At 63.7% G+C, this 20,158-nt stretch carries 14 protein-coding genes; 10 read left to right on the plus strand and 4 right to left on the minus strand.

All coding sequences use genetic code 11. From position 1 onward, the window contains the following. Positions 1-69 precede the first annotated feature (69 nt). The 4 genes from AC4FS3_RS07945 to AC4FS3_RS07960 all read left to right on the plus strand — a co-directional run bounded on the left by AC4FS3_RS07945 (position 70) and on the right by AC4FS3_RS07960 (position 5,234). Complete coding sequence (locus AC4FS3_RS07945) at positions 70-2,280, plus strand: OmpA family protein (protein ID WP_491020087.1); 2,211 nt, start codon at positions 70-72, stop codon at positions 2,278-2,280. 72 nt (positions 2,281-2,352) lie between these two features. After that, complete coding sequence (locus AC4FS3_RS07950) at positions 2,353-2,682, plus strand: hypothetical protein (protein WP_249499193.1); 330 nt, start codon at positions 2,353-2,355, stop codon at positions 2,680-2,682. 230 nt (positions 2,683-2,912) lie between these two features. Continuing rightward, positions 2,913-4,391: an NAD-dependent succinate-semialdehyde dehydrogenase gene (locus tag AC4FS3_RS07955; RefSeq protein ID WP_491020088.1), complete on the plus strand. Its 1,479-nt coding sequence runs from the start codon at positions 2,913-2,915 to the stop codon at positions 4,389-4,391. A 273-nt stretch (positions 4,392-4,664) separates the two neighbouring features. Then, on the plus strand, positions 4,665-5,234 hold the full coding sequence (locus tag AC4FS3_RS07960) for a peptidoglycan-binding protein (RefSeq protein WP_491020089.1): 570 nt from the start codon (positions 4,665-4,667) through the stop codon (positions 5,232-5,234). A gap of 230 nt (positions 5,235-5,464) precedes the next feature. Here AC4FS3_RS07960 and AC4FS3_RS07965 read toward each other — a convergent pair whose 3' ends face one another. After that, positions 5,465-7,489 carry a hypothetical protein gene (locus AC4FS3_RS07965; RefSeq protein WP_491020090.1) on the minus strand — a complete coding sequence of 675 codons (2,025 nt, stop codon included), beginning with the start codon at positions 7,487-7,489 and terminating at the stop codon, positions 5,465-5,467. Between the two features lie 189 nt (positions 7,490-7,678). On the opposite strand from AC4FS3_RS07965, the gene AC4FS3_RS07970 reads away from it, so the two are divergent. Next, positions 7,679-8,218, plus strand: coding sequence for an RNA polymerase sigma factor (locus AC4FS3_RS07970; RefSeq protein ID WP_491020091.1), 540 nt, complete (start codon positions 7,679-7,681; stop codon positions 8,216-8,218). Beyond that, a complete protein-coding gene (locus AC4FS3_RS07975) occupies positions 8,215-10,344 on the plus strand; it encodes a vWA domain-containing protein (protein ID WP_491020092.1) in 2,130 nt (709 codons plus the stop codon). Before AC4FS3_RS07970 ends, AC4FS3_RS07975 begins: the two co-directional genes overlap by 4 nt. A gap of 70 nt (positions 10,345-10,414) precedes the next feature. Here AC4FS3_RS07975 and dacB read toward each other — a convergent pair whose 3' ends face one another. Both dacB and betC read right to left on the minus strand, forming a co-directional pair. Continuing rightward, complete coding sequence (gene dacB / locus AC4FS3_RS07980; protein ID WP_491020093.1) at positions 10,415-11,905, minus strand: D-alanyl-D-alanine carboxypeptidase/D-alanyl-D-alanine endopeptidase; 1,491 nt, start codon at positions 11,903-11,905, stop codon at positions 10,415-10,417. A 128-nt stretch (positions 11,906-12,033) separates the two neighbouring features. Then, entirely contained in the window at positions 12,034-13,539 is a 1,506-nt protein-coding gene (betC, locus tag AC4FS3_RS07985; RefSeq protein WP_491020094.1) for a choline-sulfatase, read from the minus strand. A gap of 666 nt (positions 13,540-14,205) precedes the next feature. Between betC and AC4FS3_RS07990 the strand changes: the two genes are divergently transcribed. The 4 genes from AC4FS3_RS07990 to AC4FS3_RS08005 are packed head-to-tail and all read left to right on the plus strand — an operon-like array spanning position 14,206 to position 19,238. After that, positions 14,206-15,792 carry an ABC transporter substrate-binding protein gene (locus tag AC4FS3_RS07990; protein WP_491020095.1) on the plus strand — a complete coding sequence of 529 codons (1,587 nt, stop codon included), beginning with the start codon at positions 14,206-14,208 and terminating at the stop codon, positions 15,790-15,792. A 10-nt stretch (positions 15,793-15,802) separates the two neighbouring features. Continuing rightward, entirely contained in the window at positions 15,803-16,759 is a 957-nt protein-coding gene (locus AC4FS3_RS07995; protein ID WP_283176131.1) for an ABC transporter permease, read from the plus strand. Then, positions 16,756-17,568 (plus strand): ABC transporter permease, encoded by an 813-nt coding sequence (locus AC4FS3_RS08000; RefSeq protein ID WP_491020096.1) that lies wholly within the window; start codon positions 16,756-16,758, stop codon positions 17,566-17,568. Before AC4FS3_RS07995 ends, AC4FS3_RS08000 begins: the two co-directional genes overlap by 4 nt. After that, entirely contained in the window at positions 17,565-19,238 is a 1,674-nt protein-coding gene (locus AC4FS3_RS08005; RefSeq protein ID WP_491020097.1) for an ABC transporter ATP-binding protein, read from the plus strand. Before AC4FS3_RS08000 ends, AC4FS3_RS08005 begins: the two co-directional genes overlap by 4 nt. 48 nt (positions 19,239-19,286) lie before the next feature. On the opposite strand, the gene AC4FS3_RS08010 is transcribed toward AC4FS3_RS08005, so the two are convergent. After that, complete coding sequence (locus AC4FS3_RS08010; RefSeq protein ID WP_283176133.1) at positions 19,287-20,033, minus strand: class II aldolase and adducin N-terminal domain-containing protein; 747 nt, start codon at positions 20,031-20,033, stop codon at positions 19,287-19,289. Positions 20,034-20,158 lie beyond the last annotated feature (125 nt).

A 20,158-nucleotide genomic window follows, 5' to 3' on the forward strand; every position in this document is an offset into this window, starting at 1 on the left:
GACGATCCCGGCGGCCCGGTTCCCGTGGCCTGCGGGACTCCTACGGTTCCGCAAATCCCGGGTCTTCCTTTGCCGCAACGTCTGCTCACCCTGCCCCGTGCCGCTCTCGGTGCCCTTGCTTTCGCAATTGCCGGACTTTTGATGATCGGCATCGCCTTTTGCACGGTGCTGGTGATCGAAGACCGAACCCGGGCCGTGCTGGGTCAGCGCCTGACCGAAGCGCGGATGGACTGGGTCGGGGTGGCGACCGACGGGATGCAGGTGGGACTGAGCGGCACCGCCCCAAACGAGGCGGCGCGGTTTCGGGCGCTGAACCTTGTCGGCAGCCTTGTTGACAGCTCGCGGATCCGCGACGGGCTTGAAGTCGCCCCCACCACCGCCATCGAGGCGCCGCGCTTCTCGGTCGAGATGCTCCGAAATGATGACGGGATCCAGCTGATCGGCCTGATCCCGGCGATCCTCAATGAGGGCGAGCTGGATTCCGAAGGCCTTGCGGCAGCAGCCAATTCCTTTACCGCCGAAGACAGCGCGCCCGCCAATATGCTGCAAACCGCGAACTGGCCGGCCCCCGAGGGCTGGGACGCCTCGCTGCGCTTCGGGCTTGAGGCTTTGTCTTTGCTGAAACGCTCGAAAATCTCGGTCTCGGCCGGTGAGGTACGGGTGACCGCCATCGCCGAAAGCCCGGCGGAAAAGCGGCGTTTTGAAACGGAGCTTGGCAAGCGCAAACCGGCCTCGGTCAGGCTTGATGCCGCGATTTCGGCGCCGCGCCCCGTGATCACGCCCTTCACACTTCGCTTTGTCGTTGATGGCAGCGGCGCGCGGTTTGACGCCTGTTCCGCAGATACCGAACGCGCCCGCAGCCTGATTCTGGCGGCCGCAGGCGCGACCGGGATGGAGGGGCCGGCGATCTGCACCGTGGGTCTTGGCACCCCGACGCCGCGCTGGTCGGACGCGGCCGCGCTGGCGATCCGCAAGCTTGGCGCCATGGGCCAGGGCAGCGTGACCTTCTCAGACGCGGATATTACCTTTGAAGCCGGCGAGGGCGTGACGCAGGAGGCCTTTGACACCGCGCTTGGCGATCTGCGCGCCGGCCTGCCGGATGTGTTCTCGCTGCAACCGGTGCCGCCCTCGACCGAAGCCGTGATCCGTGGCCCCGAGGAATTCACCGCCCGCCTTGTGACCGGGGGACGGGTCGAACTGCGTGGCCGCCTTGTCGATGAGGTGCAGCAGGCGGCGGTTGATGCCTATGCAAGGGCCTCATTCGGCGCGTCAAATGTCTATGTGGCGACGCTGCTGGACCCGGCTTTGCCCGATGGCTGGCCGTCAAGGGTGCTGGCGGGGCTCGAATCGCTGTCGATGCTGGCTGAGGGCACGCTTGTGGTCCGCGCCGATACGGTCGAGCTGCGCGGCGTGACCGGCAGTCAGGACGCGCGCGGCCGTATCACCCAGATCCTGTCGTCGAAACTGGGCCAGGGCCGCAATTTCCGCGTCGAAGTCACCTATGACAAAAAGCTCGACCCGCTGGCCGCGCTGCCGACACCTGCGGAATGTGCTGCGGATGTGGCCGCGATCATGGCGAAATCAAAAATCGCCTTCACGCCGGGATCGGCCGAGATCGCCTCCGAGGCCGGGCCGCTGATCAATGAGATCGCCGAAGTGCTGAAACGCTGCCCCGCGCTGCAGATGGAAATCGCCGGGCACACCGATTCGCAGGGCTCTGAAAGCGGCAATGCGGCGCTGAGCCAGGCCCGGGCAGAGGCGGTGCTGATGGCCTTGCAGGGCCGTCGCGTCGATGTCTCGAATATGACTGCCATCGGCTATGGTGAAAGCACCCCCATCGCGGATAACGCAACCGAGGCCGGGCGCGAAGCCAATCGCCGCATCGAATTCAGCCTGAAGGGCGCCGTCGCCCCCGAAACGCCGGCAAAAGCGGCACCTGCCGGAGAAACAGCCCCCACAGGTGACGAAATCGCCACCGCCCCGGAGGATGAAGATCTCGAAGACCTGGTGCTTGGCTCTTCCGACCCCGATGATCCGGCAACTCCGGCTGATGAAGCGGGCGAGCACGATGTCCAGGTGCCTGCCGCGCAAGGAACTGCTCAGCCGGAGGCCGCATCGCCCGCTGCCCCCGCATCGGCTGTCGCAGCCGGCCCCGCTCCGGCGGAGGCGCCGTCTGAGCCAGGCCCGGAAATTGTCTATACCTATAACGGCCCCTCGCTGGCCCCGACAGAGCAGACCATCCGCCCGAAAACCCGCCCTGCCAGCGCCGGCCAGAACTGAGCCGCGCGCCCGATTGATAACCCCGGATACGTCGCCCGGATGGCGCCAGCGGGACCAGGAAAGAAGATTTGCATGAACCGGACAGAATTCATCATTGCCACTTCGGTCATCCTGTTGCTGGCCTTTGCGCTTGGCTGGTTCTGCCACTGGCTGCTGCACCGGTTCTCGCGCAATGCCGGCAATGACCTGACCGAGCTGGAACGCCTGGCGCAGTCGCTGCATGAGACCGAAGAAATGCGTGATCAGGCAATTGTCTGGCTGGAAAGCCGCGAGGCCGAACTTGGCAACCAGATCAGCCAGACCGAAGCCGAACTGCGCGCCGCGATGGAAGGGCTGCGCGAGGCCCGCCAGGAAGCCGAAGAGATGCGCGCCTATATCGAACGGATGCACGCGAACAGCTGAGGCCTTCGCGCCTTTCCTTTTCCGGATGCCTCCGGCGGGAGTATCCGGAGCAGGAGGAAAGCGGCATTTCCCCTGACTTAAATACTCCCCGAGGAGCGTCCCGATCTGCCCCGCATAATGCCGCCAGCCCTTGCCGGATTTGCGCCGCAACTGGACTGATCGTGCGTCCGACAGTAGACAAGTGGCCTTACGGATGCCACCTGAGGGAAAACCCTTCAGCGGAGGCCTTCATGCCTGATTCCGTCACCAATCTGCGTTCGCTTCTGAAAGATCCCTCGCTTCTGGTCGAAAAGGCCTATGTTGCCGGCGCCTGGATCGATGCCGATGACGGCTCGACCTTCGAGGTGATCAATCCGGCACGCGGCGATGTGATTGCCCGCGTCCCCAACCTGAGCCGCGCCGAAACAGCCCGCGCCATCGCGGCGGCGGAAAAAGGACAAAAGGCCTGGGCCGCGCGCACCGGGAAAGAGCGCAGCCAGATCCTGAGGAAATGGTTCGATCTGATGATGGCAAACCAGGATGATCTCGGCACCATCCTCACGGCCGAGATGGGCAAACCGCTGGCAGAAGCCAAAGGCGAGATCGCTTATGGCGCGAGCTTTATCGAATGGTTCGCCGAAGAGGCCAAGCGGGTTTACGGCGAGACCATCCCCGGACATCAGCCCGACAAGCGCATCACGGTGATCAAACAGCCGATCGGCGTTGTCGCCTCGATCACGCCCTGGAATTTCCCGAATGCGATGATCACCCGCAAATGTGGCCCGGCGCTGGCCGTCGGCTGCGCCTTTGTTGCGCGTCCTGCCGCCGAGACGCCGCTTTCTGCGCTGGCGATTGCGGTCCTGGCCGAGCGTGCCGGCATCCCGGGAGAAGTCTTTTCGGTCATCACCTCGAAACGGTCCTCGGATATCGGCAAGGAGTTCTGCGAGAACCCCATCGTGCGCAAGCTGACCTTTACCGGCAGCACGGAAGTGGGTCGCATCCTGCTGCGCCAGGCGGCGGATCAAGTGATGAAATGCTCGATGGAGCTTGGCGGCAATGCGCCCTTCATCGTGTTCGATGACGCCGATCTCGACCGCGCCGTCGAAGGCGCGATGCTGTCGAAATTCCGCAACAACGGCCAGACCTGCGTCTGCGCGAACCGGATCTATGTCCAGGCCGGCGTCTATGATGCCTTTGCCGAAAAGCTTGCCGAGGCGGTCGCGAAGACCAAAGTCGGCGACGGGCTTTCCGAACCGGTGCAGTTTGGCCCGCTGGTCAATGAGGCCGCCGTTGAAAAGATCGAAGAGCACATCGCCGATGCGACCGCCAAAGGCGCGGTGGTGGCGCTTGGTGGCAAGCGGCACAAGCTTGGCGGCTCGTTCTTCCAGCCGACGATCCTGACCAATGTCACCTCGAAAATGCTGGTCACCACCGAAGAGACCTTCGGCCCGCTGGCGCCGCTCTTCCGGTTCGAGACCGAGGAAGAGGTGGTTGCGATGGCCAATGACACCATTTTCGGCCTCGCCTCCTATTTCTACTCGCGCGATATCGGTCGCATCACCCGCGTCCAGGAAGCGCTGGAATATGGCATCGTGGGCGTTAATACCGGGCTGATCTCGACTGCAGAGGCGCCGTTCGGTGGCGTCAAACAATCGGGCCTCGGCCGCGAAGGCAGCCATCACGGCACCGAAGACTATCTCGAAATGAAGTATATCTGCCTCAGCGTCTGAGCCAGCCTGCCTGGGGCATCTGGCCCCCGGACATCAATGGGCGCCGCCTCTTGGGATGTCCGGAGGATGAAGGGATCTGAAAGACTCAAGGGGGCGCCGGGGCGCCCCCTTTCCTGTTTCGCCAAGCCCCTGATTTCAGGGCTGCTATCTGATATCAACGGGGCGTTTTTGCCTGTCAGACATCTCTGGCCCAGATTTGACCCATCGCGCCCCGATCCGGTTCTCTGCACGACCGGAGAGGAGAGCGCAGGCCAATCCAGGAAAGGACATGCCATGCTGCCTGTTACCAGTTATGACAGACATCAAACCGTCAAAAGCGGGACCGCCAGAAACCAACGCGGCAAATTCCGGGCCGGTATTGTAGCGGCGCTGGCCGCCGCCTCGGTCGCGCTGACCTCGATGCCCGCGCTTGCCTGGGGCAAAAAGGAACAGGGTTTCGTCGCCGGCGTTGCCACGGCGATCATCGTCGACCAGCTGATCCAGAACGGTCAGCACCGCCGGGATCACCAGCCCCCCCGCTATGTCGAACAGCCACGCTATGTTGAACAGCCGCGCTACTATGAGCCCGCGCCGGTCTACCGCGAGCCGCGCCGCAGTACCAAGAGCTACAGCTCGGTCTATTCGACACCGGCGGGCCAGGCGTTCAACACCTATAGCCCTGGCGAACGCAAAGCGATCCAGCGCCAGCTGCGTCGCGCCGGATATTACAATGGCGGCATCGATGGCGTGTTCGGCACCGGCACGTATAACGCCGTTTCGGCCTGGGCGCGTGATTCAGGCGCCTCCGGCAATCTGCGCACCACTGGCGGCGCCTTTGCCGTCTATGACGGGCTGTTGTTCTGAACCCGGCCTGATCTCAGGCTCCGCTGCGGCGGGTTACAGCGGGCGGGCATAAGAAACCCGCTCGTGAAAACGAGCAGTGGCGGATGAGACCCGGGCGGGCCTCTGGCCGGCAATTCCCCCGGCCGGCCAGAGGACAGGAACCGGAGTACGATCTTTTGAGATCCGGGACCGGGCGCCCCCCTTCATCCTGCCCGATGGAGGGGTGGACTCAGGTCAGACCTGCCCCGCCCCTAATCCAGATCGTAATTGAACCAGGTCGTCTCATGGACTGTCTGTGCGTCGTCCAGCACTTTGGGCAGATCGCTCAGCGCGATATCCGTCGACATGGCGGTGAAATCCCATTGCAGCACCAGCTGGCCCGGCCCTGGCGCCGCCCCCTCAAGCCTGTAGCTGAAAGCCGGATTCTCAAGCTGGACCGCCTGCGGAGGCGTCAGCCTGCCAAAACGGCCCCGGAGCTCGGCCCGATGCCGGTAATGGCCGGGGCTCAGCCCGATCATCGGCCATTTCCGCCGGCTGGAACGAAGATAATCTGCCCCGCCCGCCGGGAATTGCGCGGTGAAATCCTCGGCTGTCAGCGCAAACCCTGTCATTACCCCCTCATCCCTGATGACCGAAGCCGGCAGGAAATAGCGCTCATGCATCCGCACGATGTTGTTTTCCGCATCATCGGTGAAATCGGGCTCCCGGATCATGGCCATCTGCGGAAAAACGATCTGGTAATAACCGAGCAGTTCGGCGGAAATGTCCCCGATCCCAAGCTCGGTATAGCGGTAGCGCAGATCATCGGCGGCAGAGCCGCGATGTTCTGAGGCCACGTCGAGAAACAGGCCCGCCGGGGTGAAACGCCAGGTCTCCTTCACATCGCTGGTCCAGATCGCGGCAGGTTCCGCCTCCATCACCACCGGCTGCGTGATGCCCGCCACCAGCGGCTGCGTGATGCCCGCCACCAGCGGCAGCGCAAAGCCGAAATCGGGAGGGCTCATGGCCTCGAGCCGCGCCGCTTGCGGCGGCCGGGACGGGTCGAGCCACCAGACCTGCCCTTCCAGCTCCACCCGTACCAGCGCCAGATCGAGGAAGGCCATCGACGGTGGCAGCCGGTCAAGGGCGCGGCCATAGTCAAAGCTGGTCAGCGCAACATCGGCCTCGACCCCCAGCCGCCGCAACATGCTCCGCAAGAGCAATGCCTTTTCCGCAGCCGAACCCAGCCCCCTCAGCGCCACTTCCGCGGGCGGGGTCATCAGCCGCCTGCCAGTCACCCCGGGAACGCCGCTGTCCCCGATCTCGTTTTGCACCAGCAAAAGCGCGGCCGCGATCTCGTTGGTCGTGATCGCGCCCCCATCGGCCGGGCGCAGCGCATCGACCCGCGCCTGCCAGGGGCCAAGCGGCCAGTCCGCCGCATAATGGCCCGCCAATATGGTCGCGATCCGTCCCCAGTCACGATCGCCGCTGACCCGCAACACCGCGCGTTCATCGACCCATGAAGGCACAAGTTCTTCGCCCGGGGGCGTGATGAAATCGAAAAGCTGATAGTCATAGCGCGTGCCCCCGCCCGCAACCGGCCCGGTTGCCAGCGTCACCTCATCGGGCAAGGCCGGGGTGAAAATCTCTCGCCCCGCCGGCCAGTTCACCACGGCCCGTGCAAGCGTGACGCGGTCGTCGAATTGCAGCGGCGCCACCGCCTCCAGGTCAAGCCCGCGCTCCGGATCCGACAGATCGGGGCGCGATCTGCGCAGAAAAGACAGATCGAGACTGTCCCCGGCGCGCAGGCCGGGGAAGGTCATCATGACGAAATACTGCGGATTGAGCGGGCTGGCCTCATAGCTTGCGCTGAACAGCTCGACCGCCATTTGCGGTGTGTTCCAGAGCTGGATCTCCTCGCCATCGCGCCAGAGTGAGGCGCCCGTCAGCGTAAAATCCTCAAGCGCACTGTTATAGTCGAAGATCTGTGTACCGGCTTCGGTGGCGGCCCCTTCGGTGGCCATCTCGATCACCTGGCGTTCCCAGATCTGGCGCCTGCCGCCCTCCCAGGTGAATTGCATTTCCCTCAGCAGATAGCGCGGGCGGTCGGTCTCGTCGCTTCCGATACCGGAAAGCGCTGTGATATCAGGAAGATAATCCACCCATTCCGGGACAGACGCCCGTTCGAGCCCCGCCTCTTCGGCAAAAGCCGGCAAGGTGACCAGAAAAGCCGTCAGCATGGCAGCGCCCAGCAGCAAAACGGCCTGAACAAGTGCGAAACGCGCAACGCGGACCATGTCATCTCTCCCTGGGGCAGCGGAGTGGTCTGCCAAAAGCTGCGGCGAGGTTCCGCGCGGGCGAGCCTGCTGCAAAGCCGCCGGCGCGACAAGGCGGCAAAACTGCGGGACCAGAAGGCCGCTGCGGAAAAAAATGTCCCGCGCCTCCAGGGATTGCCAGCCGGGCCGCGTCTGATTAGCACCATGCTGATGGATACGCCCGACGAAACCCTTGCCAGCGCCGCGGCCGAAGGCGACCGCGCGGCCTTTGCGACCCTGGTTGCACGGCATTATGACCGCATTTTCGGCCTGGCCTGGCGGCTGAGCGGCAACCGCTCTGACGCCGAGGATCTGGCGCAGGACATCTGCGCCGCGCTGCCGGTGAAACTCAGGAACTGGCGCTCTGAGGCGCGGTTCACCACCTGGCTATACCGCGTGGTGGTCAATGCCGCCCATGACCAGCGCCGCCGCCAGGCAACGCGCTCAAAGGCCGCCGAGGGCTGGGGGGACTGGGAGATCGCGCGCCAGGACGAGATCGAAACCGGGCGCGAGGCCGAGATCTGGCTGCATCAGGCCATGGCGCAGCTGTCTTCTGAACTCAGGGACACGGTGGCGCTGGTCCTGGGCGAGGAAATGACCCAGGCCCAGGCCGGAGAGGTTCTTGGCGTGACCGAGGGCACCATCAGCTGGCGGATGTCAGAGGTCAAAAAACGCCTGCGGGTGATCGCGGCAAGAGAGGTCGGAAAATGACCGATGAGCTGAACGATCTGCATGCAGCGCTGAAACGCGCGCCGGCTTCGGACCCCGAGGCCCGCACCCGTGCTTTGGCCCTGGCGATGGAAAATTTCGACCGGCTCCAGGGATCGGCAGAGGCGTCGCGTCACAAGGAAGACCGCCCGGGGGCAGATGCGCCCCGGCAGGCGGGCTTCTTTGGCGGAGTGCGACAGATGATGAAATTTCTCAGCTCAAAGCCGGCCTTGCTGGCAACGACTTCGGCGGCGGCCCTGGTGGTCGGCGTGGCGATTTTCCTGCCTTTGGGCAATATTCCCGGGATCGGCGGCGGCACGACCGGCGTCACCGGCACGGCAAGTCCGGGCGGCGATATCCCCGCCCAGAATGCGCCTGCCCCCGAACCGGCGCTTACCGCATCCTCCCAGACCGAAATAGCCGGGGAAGAGCCGGTCGTCACGGCGCCAGACCCCGCACCGCAGGCCGCAGCAAAGATTGCCGCCGATGAGGTGCCTGCTCAGGACGGCTCGCCAAAACCAGCCCCCCAGCCAGAAAATCCGGGACCGGAGGCCGCCGCGCGGGCTGCGAAAGAGGCCGCTCCTGGCGGCAGGGCTGAATATGCGGCTGAGGCCTCCTCTGCAGACGAGATGCTGATGGAGGCTCCCTCGCAGCCGATGAATGAGGCACGTCTGCGCGTCTCGAACGGCATCATGCCCGCCGGAGACATGGCCTATCTGCCTGCCCCTGCCCCCGCGACCGAGGACTATGCCAATGCGGCGGCCAATCCGGTCAGGGTCACCGTGGAAGAACCGGTTTCGACGTTTTCGACCGATATCGATACGGCCTCCTGGTCGGTGATCCGCTCGACGCTGAACGCAGGCATGCTGCCCGCACCGGATCAGGTGCGGGTCGAGGAAATGGTGAATTATTTCCCCTATGCTTACGCCGCGCCCGAAGGGGGCGAGGCTTTCGCCACCACAATCGCGGTGATGCCGACGCCCTGGAACCCCGACACGCGGCTGGTGACCATCGGCCTCCAGGGCGCACTGCCCGAGATCGCCGCCCGGCCGGCCCTGAACCTCGTCTTCCTTGTCGATACCTCGGGATCGATGCAGGACATGAACAAGCTGCCGCTGCTGAAACAGTCGCTCGCGCTGATGCTGCCCGAATTGCGGCCCGAGGATCAGGTCGCCATCGTCGCCTATGCCGGATCCGCCGGCACCGTGCTGGAGCCAACCCCGGCGGGCGAGCGTGACAAGATCCTGAGCGCGCTGGACAGCCTGTCGGCGGGCGGCTCGACCGCCGGGGCTGAGGGGCTGGAGCTCGCCTACCAACTGGCCGCGAAAATGGCGGGCGATGGCGAGGTCAGCCGCATCCTGCTGGCAACCGATGGCGATTTCAACGTGGGGGTCTCGGACCCTGAGGGGCTTGAGGCCTATGTCGCGAAAAAGCGCGCCGGCGGCACCTATCTTTCGGTGCTGGGCTTTGGGCGCGGCAATCTGGATGATGCGGTGATGCAGGCGCTGGCGCAGAACGGCAATGGCACAGCGTCTTATATAGACAGCCTGTCAGAAGCGCGAAAAGTGCTTGTTGACCAGCTGACAGGGGCGCTTTTCCCGATTGCAGATGATGTAAAAGTGCAAGTCGAGTGGAACCCGGCCCAGGTCGCGGAATACCGGCTTATCGGTTATGAGACCCGGGCGCTGGCGCGGGAAGACTTTAACAATGACAAGGTCGATGCCGGCGAGATCGGTGCGGGTCTTCAAGTCACGGCGATCTATGAGGTGACGGCGCCGGGTTCGGCGGGCCTGAAAAATGACCCGCTGCGCTATGGCTCCTCCGGGGCGGTGACCGGCGGCGGCAGTGATGAGATGGGCTTTTTGCGGCTGCGCTGGAAAGAGCCGGGGGAAAGCATCTCTCAGTTGAAGGAAACCCCGATCACCGGGATGGAACCGGCCTCGGATGAGACCCGTTTCGCGGCAGCGATTGCCGGGTTTGGCCAGCTTTTGCAGGGTTCGGCCTATACCGGCGACTGGGGTTACGGCGATGCGATCAAACTTGCGGTGGCCGCGCGGGGTGAGGATGACTTCGGCTACCGGATCGAAGCGGTGACCCTGATGCGACTGGCGCAGAGCCTCGCAAAATAGGGGGGCGCCTCGCAACACAGACAGGGGCAGACAGGTAAAACAGGGCGCGGGGTCCCCCGCGCCCTTGATGTCAGGCGTAAAGCGAGGCCCAGCGGCTGATCAGCTGCCCCTGGAGCTTGCGCGAGCGGCTGATCCAGGCTTCGGATCCGGGCGGGTTCTCGCGCGCGGCGACCGGAACCGCATCGCGGCGGGCCGGGTCTCCGGTGAAGATCGCGAAGATCATCTCGCGCCCGCCTGGCGGGGTAATATAGCCCGCCAAAGCCGAGACGAAATTCAGCGTGCCGGATTTCGCCATGACCTTGACCGGATGGCCTTTGATCACCTTGCCCTGCGCGTCTTTCATGCCGACATCGCGCAGGATCGGCTTCAGCCCGCGCCCGTCACGGGCTGCGCGGAGCAGGATCTGCGCCATATCCTGCGCCGAGATCCGTGAAGCCCCACCGAGGCCCGAATGGTCGGCAAAGCTCGCGCCGACACCAAAGCTCTGCCGCACCCAGGCGGTCATGGCCCGGCCCGATTCGGCGATATTGCCGGCGCCCGAGGCACTCAGCCCCGAACATTCGGCGGTGATATTCGTGGACCAGCGCAGCATGCCGCGCAGGACTTCGGGAAGCGCCTCGCTTTCCACCCGGGCGAGTTCATCGCCGCGCGGCAGGGCCTGGACCGCCTGGCCCTCGGGCAGGGTCACGCCCTGGGCTTTCGCGAGGGTGCGGAAGACCTCGGCGGTGTAAAGCCCGGTCAGCCGCACCGGCAGCCAGCGCGAGCCACCTTTGCCAAGCGCGCCGGAGGCGACCGTCCAGTCCTCGCGCGAAGCGCCGCCCTTATAGGTATAAAGCGGGGTCTCGCGGCTGGCGACCTTCATCCCGACCATCGAGACCTGGGGGATAAACCGCTCGCCCCGGGCATCCATCGCGACCGACCAGTCGGCGCCGGCCTTTTTCCATTCAAAATGCACGCGGTTGAAATTCAGGTTCAGCCCCGAAAGCGCCGGGTTATAGCCGACCTGGTCCGGCTGATCAGCGGCGATACGCGCCGCATAGGGCAGCGCGCCCTCCCAATAAAGCAGCCGCCCCGAGACGCCCCTGACGCCGCGTTTGGCCAGCCGTGCCGCCAGATCGCCCAGCTGATCGGTCTGCAGCGTGGCATCGCCGCCGCCCGCAAGAACCAGATCCCCCTGGATCACGCCGCCCTGGACCGGGCCGGTGGCCAGAAGACGGGTCGCAAAGCGCCGCCCTGCCCCGAGCCTTTCCAGCGCATAAAGCGCGGTGACTGCCTTGGTCACCGAGGCCGGCGGCAGAGCTGTCCCCGCTTCGCGCCCCTCGAGCACCGCGCCGGTCTTTGCATCCATCAGCACGAAACCAACCGTTCCCGTCAGTTTCGCCGCCTGGACAAGCGCCTCGGCATCGGTGGTCACAGCGGCTTTCTGCCCCGGTGCCGCTTTGCCGTCGCCGCGGCCATCGCCTCTGAGCTTCGGACGCGGCGAAGAGGTCATCACCTCGCCGCAAGCTGGCAGCGCCGCGCTGGCGAGCATCGCCGCAAGCAATCCACGTCTTGAAATCACGGACCGATTCCCCCGGTTATGCCGCCTGTGTTTACCTTATCCGGCGCGGATCGCACAGCCGCCGGAACGGGACTACCTGATAACAGCATTGTGAACATTTGCTGAAAACACGGCTGCCGGGCGAGGGATCATTCGCCGCGCGGGAAGCGTTTGGAATCCTCCAGCACGTTGAGATCCATGTGGTTGCGCATGTAGCGCTCGGATGCGGCGCGGAGCGGCTGATGATCCCAGGGGAACCAGGCCCCGTTCCTCAATGCCTCATAAACCACCCAGCGCCGGGCCTGGCTTTCGCGCACCTCTGCATCATAGGCGGCCAGATCCCAGCGCCGGTCGGCCTCGGCCCGGAACCAGGCCAGAACCTCAGCCGCGCGTGGGTCACCGGCCAGATTCTGGCGCTCCAGCGGGTCATGGGCGAGATCATAAAGCTGATCGGGATCTGCGGCGCAGCGGATGTATTTCCAGGCCCCCTCACGCAGGCAGACCAGCGGCGAGATCGAGCCCTCGGCCGCATATTCCATCGCAACAGGGCCGCGCGCTGCCCCTGCGGCGACCGGCAAAAGATCGAATCCTGCCGTCCAGGGCATCACCTCTGACATATCGATCCCTGCCAGCGCGCAAAGCGTCGGCGTCACGTCGATGGTCGAGACCGGGGTTTCCACGAGACCCGGCGCAAGGTCCGGCGCCGCGATCATCAGCGGCACCCGCGCCGAGCCCTCGAAGAAGTTCATTTTGAACCACAGGCCCCGCTCGCCCAGCATATCGCCGTGATCTGAGACGAAGAACACCACCGCCTCCTGGCGCGTGGCGTCGAGCACATCGAGGATCTCGCCGATCTTGTCGTCGATATAGGAGATATTGGCGAAATAGCCCTGACGGGCGCGGCGGATATGGTCGGGTGTGATGTCAAAGGCGCGGAAATCGCAGGCCTCCATCAGACGCTTTGAATGCGGGTCCATCCGGTCAAAAGGGATGGTCCCGGGCGGCTCGCATTCCGGGGCGCCTTCATAGAGATCCCAATATTTGCGGCGCGCGACATAGGGGTCATGCGGATGGGTGAAAGAGACGGTCAGCGACCAGGGCCGCGCATCCCCTCCGCGCGAGAGGTCGTAAAGCTTCTGCACCGCCTGGAAGGCGACATCATCGTCATATTCCAGCTGATTGGTGATCTCGGCCACGCCCGCGCCGGTGACCGAGCCCAGGTTGTGATACCACCAGTCGATCCGCTCGCCCGGCTTGCGATAGTCGGGCGTCCAGCCGAAATCGGCGGGGTAGATATCGGTCGTGAGGCGTTCTTCAAACCCGTGCAGCTGATCGGGGCCCACAAAATGCATCTTGCCCGAGAGCGCAGTCTGATAGCCGGCGCGGCGCAGATGATGCGCATAGGTCGGGATATCCGAGGTGAATTCGGCGGCATTGTCATAGACGCGGGTACGGCGCGGCAGCTGGCCTGACATGAACGAAGCCCGCCCCGGCGCGCAAAGCGGGCTGCCGGTATAGCTGTTCGCGAATCTCACCGAGCGCGCCGCGAGCTTCCTGAGATTGGGCGCATGCAGGAAGGCGGCCGGGCCATCGGGAAACAGCGTTCCGTTCAGCTGATCGACCATCAGGATCAGAATATTCGGACGCGCATTCATCTTCATTCCCCTGCAGACGGTATTGATTTCGCAATTTGGTGGCGCGTGTTCCGATGCGGCGCAAGATCATTTCCGGCTCCCTCCGGGCGCGAGGGCGTTCTCAGACAAAGACCTGCCGCTTTCAGGCTACTTTTCGGAAGGATCGTGGATTTACTCGGGCTTACGCGCTCCCTTCTGAAAGGCAGCCATGACGCATTCCGGGCAAGGCAGCATCACCGAGGCAAAACGGGCAAGATCGCCCGCAAAGGTGCCATGCCAACAGAGACAGGATCGGCCCGGCCCTTGCTGTGCTGACGAAAACGCCGCCAGGAACGTCTTTTCTGCCAATGGGTTGCATTCCTGGACGGCGCGCGTTTATGTTTGCCGCAATATGGTTGAAGACAGACGGGCCTGGCCCGGGGGCAGCTTTGCCCCGCCTCATCTTTCACATCATCGCGGTTGTGCCGGAACAGGTGCGGCCAGCATGGACAACCAGAGACTGATATATTCCGGGGCATCTGCCTCTGTCTGGTCTCGACGGACAACCGCAGGGTTTGTCCGCAACGAAAACATTTGCCCGATGCCGCGCTTCACGCTTTTATTGACTCAATAATCAAAAACAGAATCCGGTGATGCCAAAAGGCGGACCGGAAAAAAACCGACAGAAAACCGACAGGGAGAAAATGAATGTCCGAGAAACTCGACTGGATGGTCGCCCGTGCCCGCGCCGGCAAAATGAACCGCCGCGAATTCATCGGCCGGACCACCGCGATGGGCGTCTCTGCCGCGCTGGCCTCGGCGCTGTTCACCAAAGCGGCCCTGGCCGAGCCGAAAAAGGGCGGCACCCTCCGTGTGGGCCTGGCAGGCGGCGAAAGCACCAATACGCTCGATCCGGCGCTGGCGGCTTCGGTCGTGCCGCAGGTCGGCAATGCGCAATGGGGCGAGCAGCTCGTTGATATGAAGCCGGACGGAACCATTGATTTCCGGATTGGCGAAGAGGTCTCGTCGAGCCCGGATTCGAAAGTCTGGACCTTCAAGATCCGCCAGGGGGTGACCTTCTCGAACGGAGCGCCGGTCACTGCCGAAGACGTGCTTGCGACCTTCAAACGCCATACCGATGAACAGGCACAGTCGGGCGCGCTCGGGATCGTCAAGGGCATTACCGATATGAAGGCGGAAGGCGACAAGCTGACGCTGACGCTTGATGCGCCTTCGGCTGACCTTCCTTACCTGCTGACCGATTACCACCTGATCATCCAGCCCGGTGGCGGATACGACAATCCCAATGCCGGTATCGGTGCCGGCCCCTATATCCTTGAGACCTTCGAGCCGGGCGTCCGCTACGTATTGCAAAAGAACCCGAACCACTGGGATCCGAATACGGGTCACGCAGATACGGTCGAGATTCTTTCGATCAACGACAACACCGCCCGCACTGCCGCGCTGCAATCGGGTCAGGTTCATATCATAAACCGGATCGACCCGAAAATCGCGCAGCTGCTGGCGGGTGCGCCAGGCGTCGAAGTGCGGCGCGCGGTTGGTCGCGGCCACTATGTCTTTATCATGCATGTCGACACCGCGCCCTTTGACAATAACGATCTGCGCATGGCGCTGAAGCTTGCGGTCAAGCGCGACGAGATGGTGGAAAAGGTGCTCGGCGGGCTTGGCTCTGTGGGCAATGATTTCCCGATCAATGCGGCCTATCCGCTGTTCGACGACAGCATCCCGCAACGCGAATATGACGCGGCGGCGGCCAAGGCGGCTTATGACAAATCCGGCCATGACGGCAGCCCGATCATCCTGCGCACGGCACCGGGTGCTTTCCCCGGCGCGGTTGATGCGGCGAACCTCTTTGCCGCTTCGGCCCAGGCCGCCGGCATTCCGCTGCAGATCCAGCTTGAGCCCGATGACGGCTACTGGACCAATGTCTGGAATGTGCAGCCCTTCTGCGCCAGCTATTGGGGAGGGCGTCCGGTCCAGGATCAGATGTATTCCACCGCTTACCTGTCCACTGCGGAATGGAATGACACCAGGTTTAAGAACGCCAAATTCGACGAGCTGCTGCTGGCGGCACGGGCGGAACTGGATGAGACCAAGCGCAAGGCCGATTACTCGGAAATGGCGCATATTGTCCGGGACGAGGGCGGTCTGATCCTGCCGATGTTCAACGAATTCGTGGCGGGGATCCGGTCCGCGGAAATCGGCGGCTGGGTGGACGATCCGAATGCCGAGATGATGAACTACCGCGCTCCGTCCAAGTGCTGGCTGGTCTGAGGACGCATCGGTGCATCCAATCCTGAAACTTCTGGTCCAGCGCATCGCGCTGGGCCTCGTGCTGCTTTTGGCAGTTTCGGCGGTGATCTTCCTCGGCGTCGAGGCCCTGCCCGGTGATACGGCACAGGCCATTCTCGGCCAGTCCGCGACCCCCCAGGCGCTGGAGAACCTGCGCGCGCAGATGGGGCTCGATCAGCCCGCGCTGACGCGCTACTTCAACTGGCTCGGCGGGGTGATGACCGGCGATCTGGGCAAGGCCCTCACCAATGGTGTCGATATCGCGCAGGCCATCGGGCAACGCCTGGGGAATACGCTGTTCCTGGCAGGATGTGCCGCGGTGATCGCGGTGCCGCTGGCGCTGATCCTTGGCGCGGTCGCCGCCCGCTATGCCGGGCGCTGGCCCGATAAGGTGATCTCGGCGATCACCCTGACCACGATCTCGCTGCCGGAATTTGTCGCCGCCTATTTCGTGATTTACCTGCTCACGATCGTCTTCCCGGTCTTCCAGCCCGTCGCCATCGTCTTTCCCGGCATGAGCTTCTGGGCGAAATTGCAGGCCGTGGCTTTGCCGGTCATCGTCCTCGTGATGGTGGTGCTCGCGCATATGATGCGGATGACGCGCGCCGCGATCCTCAATGTCATGCAATCGGCCTATATCGAGACGGCAGAGCTCAAGGGCCTCTCGCCCATGACAATCATCTGGAAACATGCCTTCCCGAATGCGATCGCGCCGGTGATCTCGGTGGTGGCGATCAACCTCGCCTACCTGGTCGTGGGCGTCGTCGTCGTGGAGGTGGTGTTTTCTTACAATGCGCTAGGCCAGTATCTCGTGGACCATGTGACCAAACGTGACCTGCCGGTGGTGCAGGCCGTCGGGCTGATCTTCGCCGCCGTCTATATCGGGCTGAACATCATCGCCGATGTGACCTCGATCATCGCCAACCCGAGACTGAGGCACCCGAAATGAGAATACCGCCCTCAGCCCTTATCGGCCTTGTCCTTACCGGCATCTTTGTGTTTTCGGCTATCCTCGCCGATCTGATCATGCCCTATGCCTATGATCTCCCCGTCGGAGGCCAGTGGGAAAGCCCCTCTGCCACACATTGGTTCGGCACCGACACGATTGGCCGCGACATCCTTTCGCGGCTGATCAAAGGCGGCCAGATAACGATTTTTGTCGCATTCGCGGCCTCGGTCATCTCGTTCTCGATGGGGTCGTTCTTTGGCTTCATGGCGGCAGTCCAGGGTGGCTGGACCGACCAGATCCTGTCGCGCATCTGCGATCTGATGATGGCGATCCCGTCGCTGATCGTGGCGCTGGTGCTGCTGTCCGTCCTGCCGCTGAACCTTACGGTCCTGATCCTTGTGATGGGGGTGCTCGATTCAACCCGCGTCTTCCGTCTCGCCCGCGCGGTCGCGATGGATATTGCGGTGATGGAATATGTCGAAGCGGCGCGCCTGCGCGGGGAAAAAGGCACCTGGGTGATCTTTCGCGAGATCCTGCCCAATGCGCTGTCGCCGCTGGTCGCTGAATTCGGCCTCAGATTCATCTTCGCGGTTCTCTTCATCTCGACGCTTTCCTTCCTTGGCCTTGGCGTGCAGCCGCCGCTGGCGGACTGGGGTGGCATGGTGAAAGAAAACAAGGACGGGCTGACCTACGGGATCTCGGCGGCGATGGTGCCGGCGCTGGCGATTGCCGCGCTCGCGATTTCGGTCAACCTGGTGGCCGACTGGGTGCTGTCGCGCACTTCCAGCCTGAAAGGAGGCCGCGGATGAGTGCTGCCAAACCAAAACACCATGACGGGCCGCTGCTTGAAATCCGTGGTCTCGTGATCGAGGCCACGTCTTACCCACCGGGCGAGCCGCCAAAGAACGTGACCCTGGTGCATGGCGTCGATGTGACGCTGCAAAAGGGCAAGGTTCTGGGGCTGATCGGCGAATCCGGCGCCGGGAAATCGACCATTGGCCTCTCCTCCATGTCCTATGGCCGTGGTGGCGTGCGGCTGACCGGGGGCGAGATCCTGCTGAACGGGCGCGAGATCCGTACGGCCTCCCCTGCCAGCCTGCGCAAGATCAGGGGCAAGGAGGTGACTTACGTCTCGCAATCGGCGGCCGCCTCGTTCAACCCGTCGAAACGGCTGATGGATCAGGTGATCGAGACCTGCCTGTCGCATGGCCTCATGTCGAAATCCGAGGCCCAGGCACGGGCGATCACCCTGTTTCGCAAGCTCGGCCTGCCCTCGCCCGAGACCATCGGCAACCGCTATCCGCATCAGGTTTCCGGCGGGCAGCTGCAGCGGGTGATGACGGCGATGGCGCTTTGCCCGAAGCCTGATCTGGTGGTGTTTGACGAGCCGACCACGGCGCTGGATGTGACCACCCAGATCGACGTTCTGGCCGCGATCAAAGAGGCGATCCGCGATACAGGTGTCGCCGCCCTTTACATTACGCATGACCTCGCCGTGGTGGCGCAGGTGGCAGACGAGATCATGGTGCTGCGTCATGGCCGCAAGGTCGAACTCGGCACCACCGATCAGATCATCAACCACCCCGGCGAGGATTATACCAAAGCCCTCGTCTCCGTCCGCAGCATCGAACACGATGAGAAGCCCGAGGCCGCGCCGCTTCTGAAAATCGACTGCGTCACGGCGCGCTACGCTGGGACCAATTTCGATGTGCTGAAGAATATCACGATTGATCTGCCGCCGGGGCAGACGCTCGCGGTGGTTGGCGAAAGCGGGTCGGGCAAATCAACGCTGGCGCGGGCGATCACCGGCCTCTTGCCGCCGTCAAAGGGCCGGATCAGTTTTGACGGGCGCCAGCTGTCGCAGGCCTTTGCCGGACGCACGCGCGACGATCTGCGCCAGATCCAGATGATCTATCAGATGGCAGATACCGCGATGAACCCGCGCCAGACGGTCGGAACCATCATCGGCAGGCCGCTGGAGTTCTATTTCGGCCTGAAAGGCAGCGCGCGCGACAAGCGGGTGCAGGAGCTGCTGGATCAGATCGAGATGGGCAAGGGCTTTGCCGACCGCTACCCGGCGGAACTGTCGGGCGGCCAGAAGCAACGCGTCTGCATCGCGCGGGCGCTGGCGGCAAAACCGAAGCTGATCATCTGTGATGAGGTGACATCTGCGCTTGATCCGCTGGTGGCCGACGGGATTCTGAAGCTCTTGCTCGCGCTGCAGGCCGAGACGCGGATGGCCTATCTCTTCATCACCCATGACCTGGCAACCGTGCGCGCCATCGCTGACAAGATCGCGGTGATGTATAAGGGCGAGGTGCGGCGCTACGGGCAGAAAAGCGATGTGCTGGCACCGCCCTTCGACGATTACACCGACCTGCTTCTGTCCTCGGTGCCCGAGATGGAGCTGGGCTGGCTGGAAGGCGTCCTGGAACACCGCCGCCAGACCGGGATCGGCAAGGCCGGCGCAGGCAACTGATCCGGCCAAAAGATACGGCCCGCCAGTCACCAGGCGGGCCGTTTCAGTTCAGCCGGCGTAATCGGGTTCCTCGCGGTCGAGGATCGCGCGGATCTCGGACAGATGGGCGTTGGCAAAACCGGGATAGGCCTCCCATTCAGCGGCGGTCTTTTCCGCCACCGCATCCGACATCAGCCGCAAGGGCCGCCCGGTCGACAGCGCGCGGATATAGGTCTCGGCGGCGCGTTCAAAATAATAGAGACGGTTGAAGGCCTCGGCGACCGAACGGCCGATCACCAGCACACCGTGATTGCCCATGATCAGCGTGTGGATCTTGGGATCCGCGAGCAGTTCGGCGCAGCGCGCGCCCTCCTCTTCGAATGCCATGCCGCCATAATGGCCATCAACCACCTGGCGGCCATGGAACATCGCGGAATTCTGGTCGATGGCAGGCAGATGCGAGTCTTCAAGCGCCGCCAGCACCGTCGCATGGACCGAATGGACATGCATCACACAGACCGCATGCGGACAGGCGCGGTGAATGGCGCCATGCAGCCCCCAGGCGGTCGGGTCCGGCGCATCGGGGCGCTGCATTGTATCGGGGTCTTCCGCGTCGATCTCGACCAGCGAGGTGGCGGTAATGCGCGAGAAATGCCGCCCGTTCGGATTGATCAGAAACCGGGTTCCGCCCGGGTTCACCGCCAGCGAAAAATGGTTCGCCACCGCCTCATGCATATTGAGCCGCACCGTCCAGCGGAAGGCCGCTGCAAGGTCACAGCGCTGGATCTCATGGGTCAGATTACTGTGCTGGTTCATCTCCGCCTCCCTGCTGTCATTGATGCAGGCAGCCTGCACGGAGCCGTCCCCACAATCAAGATGGCAGCATCAAGGCAGATCTGACGCGGAAATTCCTGAATCCGCCCCTGAAATCAGCGCAATCA

The sequence above is a fragment of the Pseudogemmobacter sp. TB195 genome (assembly GCF_058313095.1).